This window comes from Larkinella punicea (assembly GCF_003334855.1).
Lineage (GTDB): Bacteria > Bacteroidota > Bacteroidia > Cytophagales > Spirosomataceae > Larkinella > Larkinella punicea.
The window spans coordinates 1-4,571 of sequence record NZ_QOWE01000050.1; the positions used below are offsets into that span (position 1 = coordinate 1).

The 4,571-nt window shown below is 51.5% G+C and carries 4 protein-coding genes; 3 read left to right on the forward strand and 1 reads right to left on the reverse strand.

Annotated features, from left to right (window positions below):
• Positions 1–274: 274 nt before the first annotated feature.
• Positions 275–1,120, forward strand: a complete 846-nt coding sequence (locus DUE52_RS31920) for a YjiK family protein (protein ID WP_114410204.1) — start codon at positions 275–277, stop codon at positions 1,118–1,120.
• A 65-nt stretch (positions 1,121–1,185) separates the two neighbouring features.
• On the opposite strand, the gene DUE52_RS31925 is transcribed toward DUE52_RS31920, so the two are convergent.
• Complete coding sequence (locus DUE52_RS31925) at positions 1,186–2,178, reverse strand: glycoside hydrolase family 43 protein (RefSeq protein WP_114410205.1); 993 nt, start codon at positions 2,176–2,178, stop codon at positions 1,186–1,188.
• Between the two features lie 273 nt (positions 2,179–2,451).
• On the opposite strand from DUE52_RS31925, the gene DUE52_RS31930 reads away from it, so the two are divergent.
• Both DUE52_RS31930 and DUE52_RS31935 read left to right on the forward strand, forming a co-directional pair.
• On the forward strand, positions 2,452–3,156 hold the full coding sequence (locus tag DUE52_RS31930; RefSeq protein ID WP_114410206.1) for a response regulator transcription factor: 705 nt from the start codon (positions 2,452–2,454) through the stop codon (positions 3,154–3,156).
• 17 nt (positions 3,157–3,173) lie between these two features.
• The gene (locus DUE52_RS31935) at positions 3,174–4,208 is read left to right on the forward strand and encodes a sensor histidine kinase (protein WP_114410207.1); all 1,035 of its coding nucleotides are present in this window, start codon (positions 3,174–3,176) and stop codon (positions 4,206–4,208) included.
• Positions 4,209–4,571: the final 363 nt, after the last annotated feature.

The window sequence follows — 4,571 nt, forward strand, 5'->3', positions numbered from 1 at the left end:
CTACTTCAAAAAATCATTTTGCTTTAAAATCACTGCTGACGATGAACGCGATGAAATTGGCGATGCGAGACCTAAACAGTCTCAAAAGTCAATCTACTCTATTGGCTAAGGCTGCGTAACATCAGTTTATAAGATAAATTAGGACTTTCGCTTTTACCCCTAAATCCCCTAAAGGGGACTTTTTGCATCCGGATTAAGCCGTGTCCAAGTCCCCTTTAGGGGATTTAGGGGCGAAAGTGTAAAGAATTATCAGACATAAGTGCTAGATAAATAAATGACCTCGTTTCTTCTTTTTTTATTTTCGCTCAAAGTGGCCCTTTGCTCCTGCCACACGGAGAACAAACGCAGCGGTTTTCGCAGCGGGCGGTCTCAGTATGCGGTTTCGCGGGTTGGGCGGCTGGCACCGGTGGTCAACGAAAGTTCGGGGCTGTCGTATCGGGCCGGTCGCAACACGTTCTGGACGCACAACGACAGCGGGGGCCGACCCACGCTCTACGAAGTGGCCCGCGATGGTTCGCTCGTTGATTCACTGCCCCTGCCGATGCTGAAAAACCGGGACTGGGAAGCCCTGGCAACCCAGGACACGACGGCGGTGTTCATCGGTGACATCGGCAATAACGCCAACGCCAGAACGGATCTCCGCATTTACCGGGTCAATCCCAAACAACCTAACGATTTTCAGACCATTCCGTTTCATTACGCCCGGCAGAAATCGTTTCCGGCGTCGAAAGATACGCGTAATTTCGACAGTGAGGCCCTTTTTGCCGCCAAAGACAGCCTGTATCTTATCTCAAAAAACCGATCGGAGCCCCGGCTGCCTGTCAACCTCTATGGGATGCCCGCCCAGGACGGAGACCACGCCCTCGTTCCCACCGACAGCATTTTCCTGAACCGGATGGTGACCGATGCCGCCCTCAGCCCCGACGGCCAAACGCTGGCGGTGTTGACCTATGGCAAGATTTTCCTGTTTGAGCAGAAAAATAACCGCATCGATTTTCAGCATCCAACGCGCTGCCTCCGGATTCCACGGGGGCAAACCGAAGGACTGGCGTTTGTGAACAACACGGATTTGGTGATGACGAATGAACGGGGAAGGATGTATTTGATTCGGAAGAAGTGATGTTGAAATGCTTGTAATAGTATCTTCTGAAAGAAGGATTTCGTAGGATAAATGCCAGCGCAGCATCAAGGCAAATAAGGCTTCCCGACCACCAGTTTATCGCCCGAAAAGTCTACTTCGAACAAATGCGGAACCCGGTGCGTACGCCCGTTCGTGCTTTTATGACTGTGAAGCGACATCAACCAGGTGCCATTCAGGGTCCGAAACAACATGCCATGACCGTAATTGGGCGGGGTGATGGGCTCTTTTTCGTGGAGCCAGGGACCATCCAAAGTGCCGCTTTTCGAATAGGCAATGCCTTGTGTGTAGACATCCCCGATCCAACTCGTCCAAAGCATGGCAAGCCTGCCGGTTCCGGTGCGAAATACGTACGGCCCGTCCGTTACTTTGTTGGGGCCGGTCCCGCCGTTCTCACGACTCCAGGGGCTTTCGCTGGCCCGAAATAGCAGTTTTCCTTCGCCAATCGACCCGCTTAAATCCGGCTTCAGTTCGATCTTTTCAATGGTTCCGTTCAGGTTTTGCAGCCATTCGTAACAATAAACCATATACGGTTTTCCGTCCTTCTCCACCCACAAGGTGCCATCGAGCGTTGGCTTGTCGGCAGGCAGATAGGTAGGGTCTTTCATCGGAACATAAGGCCCTTCCGGTTGATCGCTCACCAAAACATGGCTGGCACGGCGCTCGATGATATTTTCGCCAACCGTATCAATTTTCACCGCCCGGTTGGTGAAGGTGGCAAAATAGTAGTATTTGTCTTTGTACTGATGGAGTTCGGCCGCCCAGATCATCGGGTTAGGCCCCATCCAGGAGCCAGGATCGGTGCGGGTTACTTTGAAAGGGCCGGTCCATTTTTTCAGGTCTTTGCTTTTCCACAGCATGCCCCCCGTACCGGTCATATAGTACGTCGAGGTCTTTTTATCCGCCAAAATAAACGGGTCGCTCAGGCGAATGGAATCCAGCGGCACATCCTGACGAAGCACAGGCGCCCGGTTTTGCGAAAAAACCGGGGTCAGATAAACGGTAATCAGGGCGACGATCAATACGGCTTTTTTAATCATGGGGCTGCTGCGGTCTGATAATGATCGGATATTTCAGGTATGTTTCAGCGATTTATCACGCTAAATGGATCACTATGTTAGTCGTTTTAAACGGAAGAACCAAAGAATACCTTCCGGTTTGACCGTGTACTTGTCCGCCCATTTTTTTATTGCTTCGTATTGTGCGAGGTAACGTCATTTCGTGTTAAGTTTTTGTTAACAATAGAGTTAACTTCGTAAAATTGCTGACACAGCACGTACCTTCGATTCCAAATTACACCAACAAACCGTAGAATGAGTGCCACGAAGACTTCCCAACAACTCCACCGTGTGCTGGTGGTCGACGACGACCCCGACATTGTCGAGCTGTTGCAATACAATCTGGAGAAAGAAGGGTACGACGTCCGCACCGCGCCCGATGGCCGAAAAGCCCTCGACACCGCCCGCTCGTTTGTTCCCGAACTGGTGTTGCTCGATATCATGATGCCGCAACTCGACGGGATCGAAACCGGCCGCCAACTCCGCAATTTACCTGATCTGCGCCAAACGTTTATTCTCTACCTAACCGCCCGCTCCGAGGAATATTCGGAAGTGGCTGCCTTTGAAATCGGGGCCGACGACTACATTACGAAGCCCATCAAACCGCGCGCGCTGATGAGCCGCATCAACGCCCTCTTCCGGCGCGAAGCCCAGAAAGCCGATCCGGGCGAGAAAATCGAAATCGGCGGGCTGGTCATCAACCGCCTGAACTACACCGTGACGACCGGCGACAAAACCGTCGTGCTGCCCAAAAAAGAGTTCGAACTGCTGTTTTTTCTCGCGCTGTCGCCCAACAAGGTGTTTGGCCGGGAAGAGTTGCTGCAAAAAATCTGGGGCGTCGATATCTACGTCCTCGAACGCACCGTCGATGTACACATCCGGAAATTGCGGGAAAAAATCGGCGAAACCTACATCAAAACGCTGAAAGGCGTCGGGTACATGTTCAATGATGAAGGATAAGCGGTTATCTTTACTTCATGTCGCTTAGCCCCCGTATTGCTGCGTTTCTGCTGGCCGGTCTGATTTCGGCCCTGACGGTCGTGTTTCTGACGTTTGTGGAAGGCGTCACGCGCAGCATGTTGTTCGTGGTGGCGATTTCGTCATTGATCGTTTCGTTTTTCCTGATTCTGTATGCCATCGAAATTCTGGTGTACCGCGAGGTGAACAAACTTTACAAAACCATCCACAAACTGCGCATCAAGGATTTCACGATTTCCCGGACCACCATCGTAAAAAACAGCAATCCGTTCAAGAAGCTGAACGACGAGATTTTTGTCTACGTGGCCCGCAAACAGAAGGAAATCGAGGAACTCCGGCGACTCGAACAGTTCCGGCGCGAGTTTCTGGCCGACGTCTCCCACGAACTGAAAACGCCCATTTTTGCCGCACAGGGCTTCGTACACACGCTCATTGACGGCGCCATCGACGACGAGCGTGTACGGGATAAATTTCTGGCCAAAGCCGCCAAAAGCCTCGACGGGCTGGATGCGCTGGTGAAAGACCTCGTGGCCCTGTCGCAACTGGAAACCGGCGAGGTGAAGATGCATTTTGAGCCGGTGGATATTTACCAGATTACGCTGGAGGTATTTGAGCAACTGGAAAATAACGCGCTGGCCCGGCAGGCTTCTTTAAAAATCAAATCCGATCAGCCCGGCGGTATTTTGGTCAAAGCCGACCCGCAACGCATCACGCAGGTGCTTACCAACCTGATCGAAAATGCCATTAAATATGGCAACAACGGCGGCAAGGTGGTGGTCAGTTTTGAGGAGGAAAAGAAGCAGTACATCATTCAGGTGCGCGACAACGGCCCCGGCATTCCGCCCGAACACCTCAACCGCATCTTCGAGCGGTTTTACCGCGTCGACAAAAGCCGCTCGAAAGAACGGGGTGGCACCGGTCTGGGACTCGCCATTGTGAAGCACATTCTGAACGCCCACAAATCGAAAATCACGGTGATGAGCAAACCGGACAAAGGCACGGTTTTCAGTTTCAAGCTCGATAAAGTCGATTGATCCACAGGTTGGTTCACGGCGAATACTTTGCCCACAACCCCCTGAAGGTCAGGACTGTTACGTTCTGATTAGAGCCATATGTTTTTAGCAAAAATGCCAAATTCTATTGGCCCATCGTTTTGTCATATGGACTCGAACCTAGGAAATACTGGCCGTGTAGCGGACTGATGTTTGTAGTAGAACGAGCCCCCGCATGCTTCATCGTACCATTAGGTACGAAACAGGCACTGGAGATTTCGTACCTATGAACTGTCAAATTTTACAAGTTTGAAACCAAATTTTCTTCGGTTGGCAGGTTTAGTCGAGAATCAAACGGCTTCCCCGATTGTAAGACGGCTAAGGCCACCCGGATCCATTTATGCA